General features: G+C 61.8%; 15 protein-coding genes. 12 read left to right on the forward strand and 3 right to left on the reverse strand.

Going from position 1 to position 15728, the window contains the following annotated elements; translation table 11 throughout:
• Positions 1-184 precede the first annotated feature (184 nt).
• From DLM86_RS06200 to DLM86_RS06240, 9 genes are all read left to right on the forward strand, one after another.
• Positions 185-769 carry a class I SAM-dependent methyltransferase gene (locus tag DLM86_RS06200; protein WP_110839085.1) on the forward strand — a complete coding sequence of 195 codons (585 nt, stop codon included), beginning with the start codon at positions 185-187 and terminating at the stop codon, positions 767-769.
• Positions 766-1371: a phosphatase PAP2 family protein gene (locus DLM86_RS06205; protein WP_110839086.1), complete on the forward strand. Its 606-nt coding sequence runs from the start codon at positions 766-768 to the stop codon at positions 1369-1371. The genes DLM86_RS06200 and DLM86_RS06205 overlap by 4 nt, the downstream gene beginning before the upstream one ends.
• Positions 1368-2012 (forward strand): DedA family protein, encoded by a 645-nt coding sequence (locus DLM86_RS06210; RefSeq protein WP_110839087.1) that lies wholly within the window; start codon positions 1368-1370, stop codon positions 2010-2012. The genes DLM86_RS06205 and DLM86_RS06210 overlap by 4 nt, the downstream gene beginning before the upstream one ends.
• Entirely contained in the window at positions 2009-2698 is a 690-nt protein-coding gene (locus tag DLM86_RS06215; protein WP_110839088.1) for a response regulator transcription factor, read from the forward strand. The genes DLM86_RS06210 and DLM86_RS06215 overlap by 4 nt, the downstream gene beginning before the upstream one ends.
• Entirely contained in the window at positions 2691-3860 is a 1170-nt protein-coding gene (locus tag DLM86_RS06220; RefSeq protein ID WP_245954370.1) for a sensor histidine kinase, read from the forward strand. Before DLM86_RS06215 ends, DLM86_RS06220 begins: the two co-directional genes overlap by 8 nt.
• A gap of 15 nt (positions 3861-3875) precedes the next feature.
• Positions 3876-6659 carry a PAS domain-containing sensor histidine kinase gene (locus DLM86_RS06225; RefSeq protein ID WP_110839089.1) on the forward strand — a complete coding sequence of 928 codons (2784 nt, stop codon included), beginning with the start codon at positions 3876-3878 and terminating at the stop codon, positions 6657-6659.
• A 6-nt stretch (positions 6660-6665) separates the two neighbouring features.
• Positions 6666-7325: a response regulator gene (locus DLM86_RS06230; RefSeq protein ID WP_110839090.1), complete on the forward strand. Its 660-nt coding sequence runs from the start codon at positions 6666-6668 to the stop codon at positions 7323-7325.
• A 166-nt stretch (positions 7326-7491) separates the two neighbouring features.
• Entirely contained in the window at positions 7492-7692 is a 201-nt protein-coding gene (locus tag DLM86_RS06235) for an aspartyl-phosphate phosphatase Spo0E family protein (RefSeq protein ID WP_110839091.1), read from the forward strand.
• Between the two features lie 117 nt (positions 7693-7809).
• Entirely contained in the window at positions 7810-9039 is a 1230-nt protein-coding gene (locus tag DLM86_RS06240; RefSeq protein ID WP_110839092.1) for an aminopeptidase, read from the forward strand.
• 107 nt (positions 9040-9146) lie between these two features.
• On the opposite strand, the gene DLM86_RS06245 is transcribed toward DLM86_RS06240, so the two are convergent.
• Positions 9147-9725, reverse strand: coding sequence for a bifunctional transcriptional activator/DNA repair enzyme AdaA (locus tag DLM86_RS06245; protein ID WP_110839093.1), 579 nt, complete (start codon positions 9723-9725; stop codon positions 9147-9149).
• 196 nt (positions 9726-9921) lie between these two features.
• Here DLM86_RS06245 and DLM86_RS06250 point away from each other — a divergent pair, with 196 nt between their 5' ends.
• The gene (locus DLM86_RS06250; protein ID WP_110839094.1) at positions 9922-10635 is read left to right on the forward strand and encodes a 2OG-Fe(II) oxygenase; all 714 of its coding nucleotides are present in this window, start codon (positions 9922-9924) and stop codon (positions 10633-10635) included.
• On the opposite strand, the gene DLM86_RS06255 is transcribed toward DLM86_RS06250, so the two are convergent.
• Complete coding sequence (locus tag DLM86_RS06255) at positions 10613-11548, reverse strand: alpha/beta hydrolase (RefSeq protein WP_110839209.1); 936 nt, start codon at positions 11546-11548, stop codon at positions 10613-10615. The two genes, DLM86_RS06250 and DLM86_RS06255, sit on opposite strands and share 23 nt — an antisense overlap.
• Positions 11549-11719: 171 nt before the next feature.
• Between DLM86_RS06255 and DLM86_RS06260 the strand changes: the two genes are divergently transcribed.
• Both DLM86_RS06260 and DLM86_RS06265 read left to right on the forward strand, forming a co-directional pair.
• Positions 11720-12940: an MFS transporter gene (locus tag DLM86_RS06260; protein WP_146250161.1), complete on the forward strand. Its 1221-nt coding sequence runs from the start codon at positions 11720-11722 to the stop codon at positions 12938-12940.
• A 171-nt stretch (positions 12941-13111) separates the two neighbouring features.
• Positions 13112-13480 carry a VOC family protein gene (locus tag DLM86_RS06265; protein WP_110839096.1) on the forward strand — a complete coding sequence of 123 codons (369 nt, stop codon included), beginning with the start codon at positions 13112-13114 and terminating at the stop codon, positions 13478-13480.
• Between the two features lie 64 nt (positions 13481-13544).
• On the opposite strand, the gene DLM86_RS06270 is transcribed toward DLM86_RS06265, so the two are convergent.
• Complete coding sequence (locus DLM86_RS06270) at positions 13545-15530, reverse strand: beta-galactosidase trimerization domain-containing protein (RefSeq protein ID WP_110839097.1); 1986 nt, start codon at positions 15528-15530, stop codon at positions 13545-13547.
• Positions 15531-15728: the final 198 nt, after the last annotated feature.

Below are 15728 nucleotides of genomic sequence, written 5' to 3' on the forward strand. Positions count from 1 at the left end.
CGCCGGATCGTGCATGCTCCGCATGGAAGCCGCATATATAACGGCAATCCGGCCTCCGAACGTGCGCGCCCGTTTGAAAAAACAAGAAATTCTTCAGAATTGTTTAAGAATTTCCTTCGTCCGTTCCTCACAATTGTCGGTTACTCTATAGACAGAGGTTGAGAGAGAAGGAGTGGACGCGGCAATGATCAAGACGATCCGGGAAAAACTGCTGTTTCTATATAAATTTTCGCAGGCGCCGAAGCAGATGGGGAGCGTGACGCCGAGCTCCGTCTATTTGGCCCAAAAGATGGTCGAATCTATCGATTGGAGCGAAACGGAGGCGGTCGCCGAGCTGGGAGCGGGGACGGGCGCGATTACGAAGCATATCGGATCGTCCATGCGGGAAGGGACGAAGCTGCTCGTATTCGAGAAAGACCCCAGTCTGCGGGGAATCTTGCAGGAACGGTTCCCGGCGTATTCTTTCCATCCCGATGCGGGCAAGCTAGGACTGGCGATGCGAAGCGAAGGCGTGGAACGTTTGGATTGCGTGCTGAGCGGCCTTCCGTTCTTCAACTTTCCCCAAGCGCTTCGAGACCGGTTGATGAACGAAGTCGAGTCGGCGCTGAAGCCCGGCGGGCTGTTCGTCGCCTTCCAATATTCGCAGCAAATGCGGAAGCAGCTAGCGGAAAGGTTCGATATCGAGCGCGTCCATTTCGTGCCGTTCAACATTCCTCCCGCCTTCGTCTACGTTTGCCGCAAAAAAGAGGAAGAGGTCGGTAAGGAATGAGAAACAAGCTGATCGCCGGCTTGCCGCTGCTGTGGCTGTTGGCGATTCCCGTTTTGAACGTATGGTACGGCATTTTGAACCGCGGCGGCCCGAACGTCGGCAGCCTGATGACGGATCTCGACTATGCGATTCCGTTCGTACCCGCTTTTATTATTCCGTACGTGCTCTGGTATCCATTCATCCTGTTCATGTTTTTCGTCTTTTTCGCGAGAAACCGGCCCGTCTATTACCGCAGTCTGGCCGCCGTCTGCGCCGGACTGGTCGTCTGCTATATCGTGTACGCGACGTTTCAGACGACGATCAGCCGCCCGATCGTGGAGCAGGACGGACCGATTTTCGCGATCGTCCGGACGATCTATGCGACGGATGCGCCCTTCAACTGCTTTCCGAGCATCCACGTGTTCACTTGTCACGTCATCTTGAAAGGCTCTTACTCGTGCGGGCTCAAAAAATCCGTACAGTGGACGATATTCGTCATCGCTTGGGCGATCATCGCCTCGACCGTCCTCGTGAAGCAGCACGCCCTGCTTGACGTGGCGGGCGCGATTTTGCTGTCGGAGCTGCTATGTTTTGTATTCGGAAAAAGGGAGGCCCGTACGTGAGCTACGATTCGCTTCTGTCGCTGATCGAACAATTCGGCTATGCGGCGCTTTTTTTCGCCCTGTGGCTCGGCATCGTCGGCATGCCGATTCCGGATGAGGTGATCGTCCTGACCGGAGGAGCCGTTTCCGCCGGCGGTTTGCTGCATCCGCTGCCCGCCTTTTTGCTGACTTATCTCGGCGTCGTCTCCGGCATATCGCTCGGCTACGTGCTCGGGCGGACGCTCGGCTCCCGTGCCCTGGACCGGCTTAGACGAAAAAGCAAGCTGAGCGCCATGATCGACTACTCGGAGACGCTCGTCCACAAGTACGGCAGCTTCGCCCTGTGCATCAGCTATTTCTTTCCGGTCGTCCGGCACGTCATGCCGTATGTGGTCGGTTTCCATCGGATGCCGTTCCGGCGCTACGCGCTATTCTCGTATACGACGGGGTTCGTCTGGACGATTCTGTTCTTCGCGATCGGCCGGTTCGTAGGGGGCAACGCGCGTCAAATCGGCTATTTGCTGTACGAGTACGGCTTGGTCGTCGCGGGGGCGGCCGCGGCGCTGGCCATCGTCTATTACATCGTCCTCCGGACGGTCCGGGCCCGCAGAAGAAAGCGGAAGCCGGCGGCCGAGCCGTGCGAAGGAGGGACGACGCTGTGACGAAACAAGTGCTCGTAACCGACGACGATCCCGAAATTCGCGACGTGATCCGCATTTATTTGCAAAGCGAAGGGTACCGGGTGCTCGAGGCGGAGGACGGACAGCAGGCAATCGACGTCGTCGACCGCGAGCAGGTCGACCTGATCGTGCTCGACGTGATGATGCCGAGGCTGGACGGCATCAAAGCTTGCTTCAAATTGCGGGAGAAGACGAACGCCCCGATCATCATGCTGTCCGCAAAAGACGAAGATATCGACAAAATCACGGGGCTGACGACGGGAGCGGACGACTACGTCGCCAAGCCGTTCAACCCGCTGGAGCTGATCGCGCGGGTGAAGGCGCAGCTGCGGCGGCAAACGCTCGCGGAGCCTCCGGAGGGGGCGGACCGCTCGATCGTCGAAATCGACGGACTGATCGTCGATAAGAAGCGTCATCGCGTAACGGTCGGCGGTACGGAAGTTGCGCTGACCCCGATCGAGTTTTCGATATTGGAGCTGCTGGCCGGCCATCGCGGGCAAGTGTTCAGCGTCGAGCAAATTTACAAGAGCGTATGGAAAGCCGACAAATTTTTATCGGACAACACGGTGATGGTCCATGTGCGGAACATCCGCGAGAAAATCGAGGACAATCCGCGCGAGCCGCGGTATATCAAAACCGTCTGGGGAGTGGGATACAAGGTTGAATAACGGGTTACTGTCCGCGCTCAATTGGAAACGGAGCATCCGCTTGAAAATGTTCGGGTCGATCTTGGCCAGCTTCATGATTACGGTTACGATCGTGGCGCTGCTCCAAACGCATTTGCCGCGCATCACGTCGGCTATCGGCCTTTACATGGCGTACTTGCCGAAGACGATCGGCAACATCTTGTTCCTCGTGCTGTTCGTCTGCATCTTCCTCTTCTGCTTCTTCCTGTTCATGCGCGGCATCGTCCGCAACATGCGTACGCTGGCCGACGGTCTCATGTCGATCGCGGGCGGCGATCTGGACTACCGCGTTCCGTTGTCCCGCCACGACGAGTTGGGGGAAGTGGCCCGCAACATCAATTTCATGGCCGAGCGGCTGAAAAGCATGATGGATCGCGAACGGCAAATCGAAACGTCGAAGATGGAGCTGATTACGAACGTTTCCCACGACCTGCGGACGCCGCTTACGAGCATGATCGGCTATTTGAACCTGCTGCAGCAGGACGACTACAGGGATCTGAACGAGCACAAGCGATATATCCGCAACGCGTTCAACAAGTCGCAGCAGCTGAAGAAGCTGATCGACGACTTGTTCGAATATACGCGTCTGACGAGCGGCAGCGTCCGGCTCGCCCGCACGCCGATCGACGTCGGCGGATTGCTCGAGCAGATCGTGACCGAGTTCGAGCCGATCGCGGGGGAGCACGGCTTGCGGGTGAAGGAGACGCGCGAGCCCGGGCCCGCCGTCGCGAACGTGGACGCGGAGAAGCTCGTGCGAGCGATCGACAACTTGCTGATGAACGCGCTCAAGTTTTCGAACAAGCCTGGCGTCATTGCGGTTCGTTTGACCGCAAGCGATGGCCGTATCGTCATTGCGGTCGAAAATTGGGGGAAGCCGGTGACGAAGGAACAGGAGCAGCTGCTGTTCGAGCGGTTTTACAAGGCCGAGCCGTCGAGAAACGACAGCGATATCGCTCCGGGAGCGGGTCTCGGGCTGTCGATCGCCCGCAATATCGTGGAGCTGCATGGAGGCCGTATCGGGCTGCGACACCGAAACGGCCATTTTACGTTCTTTATCGAGCTGCCTTCGGAAGACTTGCAAAATGTTCGTAATGATTCGTTCGGCAACGTCTGCTATGATGACAATGACGACACTCATCGGTGAAGGAGTTCATCCACCTTGCATCATAAAGACGGACACGCGGAGCCTTATTCGCAGGACGACCGGAGGCTCCGGGATATCGACGACTCGGTGAAGCGATTGGCCGAAAGCGAAGCGATGTACCGGCTGATCGCCGACAACATGACGGACATGGTGCGCATCGTGGATACGCACGGCCGATCCATCTATGCATCCCCTTCCCATACGGAGCGGCTCGGGTTTACGCCCGAGCAATGCGTCGACCAGCAGCTGCTGCTGAAAAACATTCATCCCGACGATATGGAGACGGTCGTCCGGGAGTTTCGGACGATGATCGCGAGCAAGCGGCCGCACAACGTCCAATTTCGGCTCGCCCGGTCCGACGGCCGGTATCTGGTATTGGACGAGCACGGCACGCCCATACTCGGCGATGACGGGGAGATCAAATACATTTTGGTCGTCGCCCGGGACGTCACGCGGAGGAAGATGGCCGAGCAGACGCTCCGGGAAAGCGAAGCGCTCTATCGGTTCGTCGCGGAGAACATGACGGACCTGCTCGGCATCGTGGATAAGAAAGGGACGATCCGTTACGCGTCGCCTTCCCATTCGAACGTGCTCGGCTTCGACGGAGTCGCGATGCGGGGCACGTCGGCTTTCGATTACGTCTACCCGGACGATGCCGACGCCGTTCGGATGCGGTTCGCGGAGATGGTGGAGACGCGCGCGAACCGGCAGATGCGGTTCCGCTTCCGCCACGCCGACGGACGCCCGATACACGTCGACTGCCTGGCCACTCCGGTTCTCGGGGAGGACGGGGCGCTCGACCGGATCGTCGTCGTATCGCGGGACGTGACGCAGGTCGTCGCCGAAATCGCCGAACGCCGCCGTATGGAGCGGGCGCTGCAGGTTAGCGAGGAGCGGTACCGCCGCCTCGTGGAGCTTTCCCCGATCGCGATTTCGGTATTGAAGGACGAGACGTTCGCATACGTCAATCCGGCCGGAATGAAGCTGACGGGCGCGGAACGACCGGACGACATCATCGGCACGTCGCCGATCGACTGGGTCCATCCGGACGACCGGGCGCTAGCGGAGAAGCTGCTCGACAGCATCGAGGCGGACGGCGCCTCTCCCGCCGAGGAGTACAAAATCGTCCGCAAGGACGGCAAGGAAGTCGACATTTCCGCGATGGCGATTTACGATCCCCGGGATCGATCGGTCCAGATCGTATCGGAAGATATTACGAATCGCAAAAGAATGGAACGGGCGCTGTCCGAAAGCGAGGAGCTGAACCGGAGGCTGATCGAGCTGTCCCCGCAGGCGATCGTGTATCATAGCGACTTCAAGTTCCGTTACGTCAATCCGGCGGCCGTCTCGCTGTTCGGCGCCCGCGTCGCCGGCGAGCTCGTCGGGCGATCCATCTTCCGCTTCATTCATCCGGACGATTGCGACGCCGTCCGAACGCGCCTCGAGCGCGTATACGCTGAAACGTACATGCCGCCTCCCGCCGAGCAGCGGATCGTCCGGCCGGACGGCGCCGTCATCGACGTCGAAGCGATCGTCGCGTCGGTTCCGTTCGGGGGAACCCATGCGGGACTGACGCTGCTCCGGGACATTACCGAGCGTAAAAAGGCGGAGGAGGCGAAGAAGCGGGCCGCGCGGCGCATTCGCGAAAGCGAGGAGCTGCACGACCAATTGCAGACGAGTCTCGACCGGTTTTCCCACGACTTGCTCGGCGTCATGAAGGAAAGCGAGATGGAACGGCGCTTTCTGATCGAGGTGCGGCGCGTCATGAACGCGTCCGACGTCTGTCTCGTCGAAGCGGACCGCAACCGGGACATGTTGCTGCGGAGAGGCAGCCTCGACTTGTGGAAGCGGATGGCGGACGCGATCCGGGCGCACGACATCGTGCATTTGCCGGTATGCGGCATTATCGATACGCCGGACGGATATTTTTTGAAGATCGGGGAGAGGAGGGGGAAGAGCTGCCTCCTCTGCGTCGGTTCCGAGCCGCCTAACGGCAGACACGCTCCGCGCGCGGTTTGGCTGAAGACGATATCCCGCTACGTCGGCGTCCTGTACGACAATTTCCGGGTGATCGAGGACTTGTCGAACGAGCTGGAGCAGCTGGCGTCGCGGCAGGTGGCGCCGTCATGGCTGCTTCGACTGCTGTTCAGCCTGTCGGAGCACGAGCGCAAGCATCTGTCCCAAGATTTGCACGACGCGGCGCTGCAGGAGCAGATCATCTGGTACCGGAAGCTGGATCAGCTGTCGACCGATCCGTCCGTTCCGCCCGACGTGCGGGAGCAGCTGCAGCCGATCACGCAAGGGCTGCTCGACGTCATTTATCAAATCCGGATAACGTGCAACGAGCTGAGGCCGCCGCTTCTGATCGAGGAAGGGCTGGTCACGTCGCTCGAGGCGCTGTTCGAGTTCATGCAGATGCGGACCGACTACGCGATCGAGTTCGAGGCGTCCGGCTTCCGGCATACGCTGAGCGACGAGCTGCTGACCGGCTTGTACCGGATCGTCCAGGAGCTTCTCGCGAACGCGACGAAGCATTCGAAGGCGACGCGCGTCGCCATCACGCTGCACAGCCACCCGGACCGAATCCAGCTGACGTACGAGGACAACGGGGTCGGCGCGAACTTGGACGAAGCGGACCACTCGTTCCGCAGCATGGGCGTCTTCGGCATGAAGGAGCGGGTTCGCAGCATGGACGGGACGATGGAATGGCACTCGTCGCCGAACGAAGGGTTGTCCATCTATATATCGGTGCCCGCAGCGCTGTCGGACGGGCCCGTCAATTTGCATGAGGGGTATTGATCGCGTATGATTCGAATTTTATTGGTCGACGACCATCCTTCGGTCATGGAAGGGACGAAGGTGCTGCTGGAGCAGGAAGGGGATATGCACGTGACGCTCGCGCATTCCGGCGCCGAGGCGATGGGCTTATGTGCGGAGCACCGGTTCGACGTCATGCTGATCGACCTTCATATGCCGGACGTCAAAGGGATCGATCTGGCGAAGCGCATTCTCGCCCTTCTGCCGGAGGCGATCATTTTGATTTATACCGGCTTCGAGTTCAAAACGCATTTCAACCTGATGATCGAGGCGGGAATCGCCGGGTTCGTGCTGAAGACGGCGCACAAGGAGCAGCTGGTGGCGGCCGTCCGGTGCGCGCTGCGGGGCGAAGTGATTTTGCCTCTCTCGCTCGTGAAGCAGCTTCGCCGGACGACCGATCCCGTGAACGAATCGGCCGCCGAGCCGAACGCCCTGTCCAAGAGAGAATACGACATTCTGAAGCAAATCGCGCAGGGCAGAAGCAACAAGGAGATCGCCGAGTCGCTGCTGATGAGCCAGCGGTCTCTGGAATACTGCTTGACGGACATTTTTCACAAGCTCAAGGTGAAGTCGCGGATCGAAGCGGCCGTCAAGGCGAAGCAGATGGGCTTGCTGGCCGATCCCGATTACACGCCGACGTCCTTGTAGCGCGACCTTCGTTCGACGCGAAACGGCAGCATACCCGACATTTTGCGGGACCGCGTACAAATTTGCGCGGTCCCGCAACGGTTTTTCGGTTACCGGGCGGGCGTTCTCGTATATGATGATGAATATATAGTTCGTGAGAACGAAAGGCGTGAAAGAGGGAAGTCGAATGTCGTTGGAGCGAAGAATCGATCGTTTGCGAACGCTCATGGAGCGTCTGGCGGGCAAGTACAACTATGATTTTCAACATCCGGACGTGCTGGCCCTTTCGATGGAGCTGGACGTTCTTATCGTTCTTCACGCGAAGGGGACGCTCGAAAGGAAGCGAAAACCGATCGGCCGGCATGACGGAGAAGCCGGAACCGGATAACGCCGATCCCCGAACCGTCTTCTTGTGGGCCGATCTTTTGCACCCGGCGGCGAAATGATTTATATTGAATTTCGGAAGCAGCGGAATTCAATAGGTCGCGAAGGAGAATCGCCGGACATGGACGCATTCGAAAAAAAGCTGGATACATACGCGGAGCTTATTATCCGGGTCGGGGTCAATCTTCAGCCGGGGCAAGTGCTTATGATCGAGTCGCCGCTCGAGACGGCGGAGCTGGCCCGCAAGCTCGTACGTAGCGCTTATCGAGCCGGGGCCAAATACGTGCAGGTGAACTGGGACGACGAGCAGGTGACGCGCGCCCGGTTCGAGCTCGCGCCGGACGATTCGTTTTCGTATTACCCGGAATGGAACGCCCGCATGATGGAGCAGCTGGCCGAAGGCGGCGGCGCCATCGTCAACATCAAGGTGCCCGACCCCGAGCTGTACAGCGGCATCGACGGGCGGAAGGTGACGGAGGCGAGCCGGGCGGCGGCGGTGGCGAGACAGAAGTACCAGGGCTACGTGCGCAACAGCACGTTCAGCTGGTGTCTCGTGAAGGCGCCGACGCGGGCGTGGGCCGCCAAAGTGTTCGCCGACCTGCCGGAGGAGGAGCGGATCCCGGCGATGTGGGAGACGATCTTCCGCATGAACCGGATCGACCGGGACGATCCGATCGGGGCGTGGCGGGACCATCTGAACGTCCTGCTCGCGAAGCGGCGGGAGCTGAACGGGAAAAAGTACCGGAGGCTGCGCTTCCGCGCTCCCGGCACCGACCTGACCGTCGAGCTGCCGGAAGGGCACATCTGGCTCGGCGGCGGCAAGGAGAACGGCGCGGGCGTCACGTTCGTCGCCAACATGCCGACGGAGGAAGTGTACACGATGCCGAAGCGGGACGGCGTGAACGGGACGGTGACGAGCACGAAGCCGCTCAACTTGAACGGCCGGCTCGTGGAGCGGTTCTCGCTGACGTTCCGCGACGGCAAAGTGACGGATTATGCGGCGGAAGTCGGGCAGGAGCATCTCGCGGCGCTGCTCGACACGGACGAAGGCGCCCGTTACTTGGGAGAGCTCGCGCTCGTGCCGCACGATTCGCCGATTTCCTGCATGGGGCGCATCTTCTACAACACCGGGATCGACGAGAACGCCTCCTGCCATTTGGCGCTTGGCAGCGCCTATCCGACCAACCTCGAGGGCGGGACGCGGCTCGGCAAGGACGAGCTGCTCGCCCGCGGCGCGAACGTCAGCCTCGTCCACGTCGATTTCATGATCGGCTCGGACGAGCTCGACATCGACGGCGAGCTGCCGGACGGCACGGTCGAGCCGGTATTCCGGCGGGGAAACTGGGCGTAACCGTAACCGAATCGTACAGACAGGAAGACGAGGAGTCCGGCACCGCTTGTGCCGGACTCCTCGTTCGCGTTCGGGCCGAGCATTCGCGGGAGCGATCCCACAGCGCCTCAGATCGGGCGTCCGAGGCTTTCCCCGTAGGGGGAGGAGAGCCGGTGCCGGTACGCCGTGGGCGTCATGCCGATTTCCTTCAGGAAGACGGCCGAGAAGTAAGCGCTGCTGCGGAAGCCGCACGACAGCGCGACGGCGGTCACGCTGTCGCCCGTCTCCGCGAGCATCGATTTCGCCGCCTCCAGCCGGGTCAGCGTGAGATACTTCGAAGGAGACATGCCCATCACCTTCGTAAACCGCTTTTGCAGGTGAAACGGGCTGACGTATAGCTCGTCCGCGATCGCCGTCAAGGAGAGGGGCTCGCGAAACCGCTCGCGGACGAGCCGCGCGGCCCTCTCGGCCAGCTCCTCCTCGAACGTCGGCCCGTTCTCCGCATCGGGCCTGCACCGCTTGCACGGGCGGAGGCCGTCCTTCAGCGGCGCGGCGTTGTCGGGGTAGACGGAGACGTTGTCCCGCTTCGGCGTCCGCGATTTGCAGGAAGGCTTGCAGAAGATGCCGGTCGTGGACAAGCCGTAATAAAATACGCCGTCGTACGCCGGATCGCATTCCACGATGGCGCGCCATTGTTCGTCGTTCATCGATATTCCCTCCGTTCGTTGCTTCCAGTGTACCCGTTTTCCGGACGATGCGAAACCGTTCGGGAATAAGACGGCAACATTTCGCAAGCCGCCGGTCCTGCGGTCCGTATGAAAGCGCAAGATTCGGAAAGACTTGGATGCGGATTGCTCGGTATGGTAATGAGGAAGAATGCGAAGGAACGAGGAGGAATGAAGGATGAGGGAACAAGCGGACGAGCGGATCGCCTCGCTCGATTGGCCGTCGATTCACCGGGCGCTGGACGAGCAGGGCTTCGCCTCGATCCCGGAGCTGCTGACGGCGGAGGAATGCCGGGACGTCGAGCGCCTGTACGGGGAGGAGGAGCGATTCCGGGCGACGATCGATATGGCGCGCTACCGATTCGGCGCCGGAGAGTACCGGTACTTTCAGTCGCCGCTGCCGCCGCTCGTGCAGATGCTGAGAGAAGCGTTCTACCCCGAGCTGGCGACGGCGGCCAACCGATGGCTGGAGCGGCTCGGCGAGGAGCCGGCTTATCCGGCGGAGCTGGGGACGTTTCTCGAGGAATGCCGACGCAGCGGCCAGACGCGCCCGACGCCGCTCGTGCTGAAGTACGAAGCCGAGGGCTACAACTGCCTGCACCAGGACGTCTACGGGGACGTCAGCTTTCCGTTTCAGGTCGTCGTCGCGCTGAACCGGAAGGACGAGGATTACGCCGGAGGCGAATTCGTGCTCGTCGAGCAGCGTCCCCGCGCCCAATCGCGTGCGCACGTCGTCGCGCTCGCGCAGGGCGAAGCGCTCGTCTTCCCGACCCGCCACCGGCCGGTCGCCGGGACGCGCGGCTATTACCGGACGACGCTCCGTCACGGCGTCGCCACGGTGCGCGCGGGAACGAGGTATACGCTGGGCGTCATTTTTCACGACGCGACGTAACGATCCGGTCCAGCCAATCCGCGATATCGCGGTAGACGTCCTCCTTGCCGATCTCGTTCAAAATTTCGTGGCGCATGCCGTCGTACAGCTTCAGCCGGACGTCGGTCAAGCCGGCTTGCCGGTACGCCGCATACGCCCGCTCGGGCATCGCGCCGTAGCCGCCGACCGGGTCGTCCTTGCCGGACAGCAGCAAGACCGGCAGCGTCTTCGGCGTTTCGCGGATGCGGGCCGAGTCCGTAATGAAGCGAAGCCCCTCGAACATGTCGCGGAAGCCGGCGGCCGTCAAGACGAAGCCGCACCGCTCGTCCCGGACGAACCGGTCGACCTCGGCCTCGTCGCGGGTGAGCCAGTCGTGCGGCGTTCTCGCCGGCCGGAACCGTCTGTTGTACGCGCCGTACGACAGCTTGTAAAGCAGCTTGCTCCGGTACCGGCTTCCTTTGCGGCGGATGGCCGTATTCGCCGTCAGTACGGCCGAGCGCAGCAGCAGGCGGGGGTGGTGGGCGGTGCCGACCGCGATGAGTCCGTCCAGCTCCATGCCGTGCACGATGGCGTAATGCCGGGCGAGGAAGGAGCCCATGCTGTGGCCGAGCATGACGACGGGAACGCCGGGGCGTTTGGCGCGAATGTGCCGGGTCAGCCGGTGCAAATCTTCGACCATGGCGTCCCAGCCGCCGTCTTCTCCGAAATAACCGAGCTCGTCGCGGGACGGTGCCGTGCCGCCGTGTCCCCGAAGGTCGGCGGCATAGACGGCGAATCCGAGGCCGACCAAGTACCGCGCGAAATGATCGTACCTCTCCGCATGCTCGCAGGATCCGTGCACGAGATGGATCGCACCGCGTATCCGTGCGGGATCGCCGGGTTCCCATTCGTGAAGCAGCAGGCCGTCGGGCAGCCGTTGTCGGGAGACGTTCATCGCCGTAACCTCCGTATCGGTATCGTTTTCCCCCATTGTAGCAAATTCGGAGCCCGCCCGCTTCACGCGCGTCTATTTTCCTCCCGGACGTCTGTTCCAATCGCCCCGCCGCGATTATACTGAAGGAAGGCGCTTTTACCGGCCGGACCCATGTCCGAAAAGAGGATCGTCATGTCGAACGCGCTTCGCAAATGGCTGGTCATGAACGGGATGAGCTACACGATCTTCGTCTATGTCGGCATATTCGTCAATCTGTTCATCTGGGAGCAAAACCGCCTCATCTTCGATGTGGCCTGGTTCAATTTGACCGTCTACGTCTCGTGGTCGTTCGCATTTGCGGCGGCCGCTTATTTGTTGTCCAAGCGGACCGTTCGGCTGTTGCTCGGCATCTCGGCGCTGTCCGGGGGGACGGCGTTTTGCCTGCTTTCGTTCGTACAGCTCGACAACCGGCTCGTCTGGATCGCGCTCGTCGGCGTCCCGGTCGGGCTCATGTACGGCTTTTTCAGCGCCGCGCAAAATTTGAGCGTCTCGCTGAGCGGGACGCCGGCGGAGCTCGGCCGTTATTTCACGGCGGCGGGAAGCGTCCAGCAAGTCGTTACGCTGGTCGTGCCGCTGTTGTCCGCGATCGTCATCCATTATTTCGGATATTTCAGCACGTTCGCCCTGATGCTGCTCTTCTTCGCGTTCATGCTGCTCTACTCGGCCGTCATGCCGGGCATTTCGCTTCGGGCGCATGCGGAACCGGGTGAAGGCTCGTACGTGTTCCGGCTGTTTCGCGACGACTTGTTCCGGAAGCCCCGCATCCGGTGGCTGGCCGCCTCCAATTTGGCCGCCGGCGTCTTCCTGCAATTCCAGCAGCTGTTCCTGCTCATTTTCACGTTCAGCATCACGGAGAACAAGTTTTGGATCGCCGGCTTCAACGCCTTGTACACGGCGGCGACGCTCGCGGCGCTGTTCCTGTACCGGAGGCTTCGGCTGAAGGACGACACGCTGCTCATCGCGGGCGCCGGTCTGCTTTCGTGCGGCTTTCTCATCGTGCTCGTCCCCGCGCCGGCCGTGCTGATCGTCTCCAACCTGCTGACGGCGGTCGGGATGTTCTACTTCGGCGCCGCCTGGAACACGAGCCAGTTCAAGCTGATCAAGCCGTACCCGCAGTCGGGCCAGGCGAAGCTGCTTGTCTGGAGGGAGACGCTCATCTGCGTCACCCGGATCGCCACGCTGCTCGTCGTGCTGTCGGTCGACGATATCGGCGGCCCGGTCTTCATCGGCTTGATTGCGGCTTCGCTGCTGTGCCTGCTGGCCGTCCCTTGGTTCGAGCGCCGGGCGCGGCGGGCCGGGGAAGGCGCAAGCGAGCCGGCGGCCGAAGCCGGCGATTCCGCCGTTTCCTCTTGAAAATGCGGCCACGCGCCGACGTCCGCACGAGCCCGTAAGGGATCGCCCGCGGGCTTTTGTTTGCAGCGGAACGACTTTATCCGGATACGATGCCGCATCCGTATGAAAATCGAGCTGTATTCCGGTTTATGATTATACAAGGAATCGTAATCATAAGAGGAGGCGGGGAGCATGCTCGAAACGTTGGAGCACATGCAAATTCCGGTTCGCGATTTGAACCGCGCGGTGCAATGGTACACGGAGCATTTGGGATTCCGGCTGGGGCATAAGGACGGGCATCGGATCGCCTTTCTTCATTTGGCCGACGGACCGATGCTTATGCTTTGGGAGACGAAGGACGAGACGACCGCCAATTTCAGCGTGAACGGGACGGACTTTCCGGTGCTGCTGTATCGCACGCGGCGAATTCGCGAGCTGCACGATTTGCTCGTCCGGCTCGGGGCGCCCATCCAGCTTTACCTGGACGAGGGCTTCGGCTGGGTGCTCAAGTTTTACGACCCGGACGGCAATCTGTGGGGCGTTATCCAGCACAAGGAGTAGCCGAAATGAGAAGCCGAAGTCCCGATTCGGGACTCCGGCTTTATTCTGTTCGGCCGGGGGCGTCTTACGCAAGCTCCAGCACGACCATCTGATGGCATTCCAGCTTCGGCACCGTATACGAGACGACCGGTCCGTCCGTATCGAACGGAAGGTCCTCGCCCTGCGGGGCCATGTATACCCGGCGTACCGGCCGGTCCGTCCGTACGGAAGCGGTCACGTCGTACAGCGGGACGATGTCCTCGATAACCTCGACGGACTGTCCCCGGCGCACCGGGGACGCGTACAGCAGATGGTGCACCCAACGCCCGAGCGCCTCCTGCTTCTGCACGGTCGTCACCCCTTGCGCCGGCAGCGACGTGACGAGCGTCCTCCGGCCGTCCAGCAGCCGGTTCAGCGCGTACGACACGGTATCGCGCAGGAACAGGCTTCCCTTCGTCGCGTAATCCTCGAACACGTTCCAGGCGATATAGATCCCGGCCTCATGCTCGACCATGCCGGGGCCGCCGTCCGTTTTCGCATTCGGCGTATGCTGGTGCGAGCAGAAGGCGAACGGTTCGCGGTTGAAGTACGGATTGTTCCTCGCGCCGAGCACCGTCCCGCCGGCCGCCTCGACCGATTGGCCTTCGCCGTACATGACGTAGGCCGTCCCGGCCAAGTCGGCGGCGTGTCCCGCGCCGAGCGGCTCGCCCGGCACCCAGTAGTCGGGCCGGTAGGCGTTCTCGCCGAGCCAGCGGACGCCGAAGTCGACCGCGAAGCCGGTGCCGTCCGTGCGCAGGCCGGACCGTCCCGACGCGAGCAGCTTGCCGCCTTGCCCGACGTATGCGGCCAGCTTCGCTTCCAGCGCCGGGTCGGCTTGTATGCGGTCCGGCAGCACGAGCACCTTGTACGCCGACCAGTCCGACTCCAAGTCGACGACGTCGAACAGCCAGTTGCCCTCGAGCAGCATCCGGACGGCGCCTTGGTCCGCCTTCGGACAGCGGCCTTCGCCTTCCGCCTGGAAGCCGGCCGCTTCGACCGTGAGCAGCGCGATGTCCGCCACGCCCTCCGCATCCGCGCACCACGCCTCCTTCGCCTCCACCTCCCGGTACGCTTCGCCGATCAGCCGGTAGGTCGCTTCGTCCATCCGGCCGTCCGGATGAAGCTGGTCGCCGATCGAGCAGCGCGCGCCGTTCGCCAGACTGAGCGCCGTCTCGTAGCGGAGCGCGTTCGGGTGCTTGTAGCCGCCGAATTCGCCCCACGTCGTGTGAAACTTGCCGGTCATCCCGAGGTACGGCATGCCGAGCGATTGCGCATAGCGGGCGGAGAGCGGGAAATGGTCGTAGCCCCATCCGCCGGTCGGCAGCGATTCCAGCTCCAGATGCGTATTGCGGCGGGCGAGGTCGCGCCGGCCCTGCTTGATATGGCCGCCGTTATGGAAGACGGGCAGCCCCGGCTTATGCTTATGGACCGCCTCGTTCGTCCGCCTCGTATACCGCTCGTACGTCTCCTCCCACATCGGCCGCATCGCCTGCTTGTCGCGGGGATCGACGCCTCTCTCCCGGGCGGTGCGCAAGCAGTTGTGGCAGTAGCATTCGCGGACGCCGACGATGTCGAGGAAGATGCCGTCGGCGTCGTACCGGCACGCAACCTCCTCGATCTGGGCGACTAGAACGTCGAGGTAGGGCGAGTTCATGCACAGCTCGTGGTAGCCGGGGGTCAGGAAGTCGGGCGACCATTGCGTCTGTCCGTTCTGCCGCCGGACGAGCCAGTCCGGCCGCTCGAACGCCTGCTTCTCGTCCAGCCCGGCCGAGAGATAAACCGGGACGTTCACGCCGATTTCGTGGGCCGCCTCCAGCTGCGCCGCGAGCAGGTCGAACGACAGATGCGGGTGCATCCGGTTCGCGTCCGACGGGTGGTACGCCCAGCCGTGATGGCATTTCGAGAAGACGGTGATCGAGTCGACGTGTCCGAGCTTCAGCATCTGCTGAAACTGCTCCTTGGAGAAGTTGGCGCCGATGCCGGGGATCAGCTCCGACGTATGGAAATCGAGATGGACTTGGCGAAACCTCATGCGCGCTGCCTCCTTATACGTTGAACGATGGGGATGTTTGCTTCTTCCCCGAGTTTAGCGCTAACCCGAACGCCGGGCCAAGTCACGCCTTCGACCTAAACTAGCACGATTCCGACTTTTCGGCCGTCCGATTTTCGAGTACGATGGTAGCAGGGATTCCGGCTTGGACGATCGGGTCGCCGGATAGAGCGAGGAGAG

The organism is Paenibacillus flagellatus (assembly GCF_003217775.1).
GTDB lineage: Bacteria > Bacillota > Bacilli > Paenibacillales > NBRC-103111 > Paenibacillus_AB > Paenibacillus_AB flagellatus.